The organism is Bacillus pretiosus (genome assembly GCF_051294775.1).
GTDB classification, from domain to species: domain Bacteria; phylum Bacillota; class Bacilli; order Bacillales; family Bacillaceae_G; genus Bacillus_A; species Bacillus_A wiedmannii.
Genome location: NZ_JBPPHF010000435.1, coordinates 1 through 288 on the forward strand (window position 1 = coordinate 1; position 288 = coordinate 288).

The window sequence follows — 288 nt, forward strand, 5'->3', positions numbered from 1 at the left end:
TTTCACCGCAACACATGGAATTCCACTTTCCTCTTCTGCACTCAAGTCTCCCAGTTTCCAATGACCCTCCACGGTTGAGCCGTGGGCTTTCACATCAGACTTAAGAAACCACCTGCGCGCGCTTTACGCCCCATAATTCCGGATAACGCTTGCCTCCTACGTATTACCGCGGCTGCTGGCACCTAGGTAGCCGTGGCTTTCTGGGTAGGTACCGTCAAGGTGCCAGCTTATTCAACTAGCACATGTTCTTCCCTAACAACAGAGTTTTACGACCCGAAAGCCTTCATC

The 288-nt window shown here is 51.7% G+C and carries 1 rRNA gene; it reads right to left on the minus strand.

Annotation, left to right across the window (positions count from 1 at the left end):
• A 16S ribosomal RNA gene (locus tag ACSG5Z_RS31615) occupies nt 1–288 on the minus strand; the annotation flags it as partial.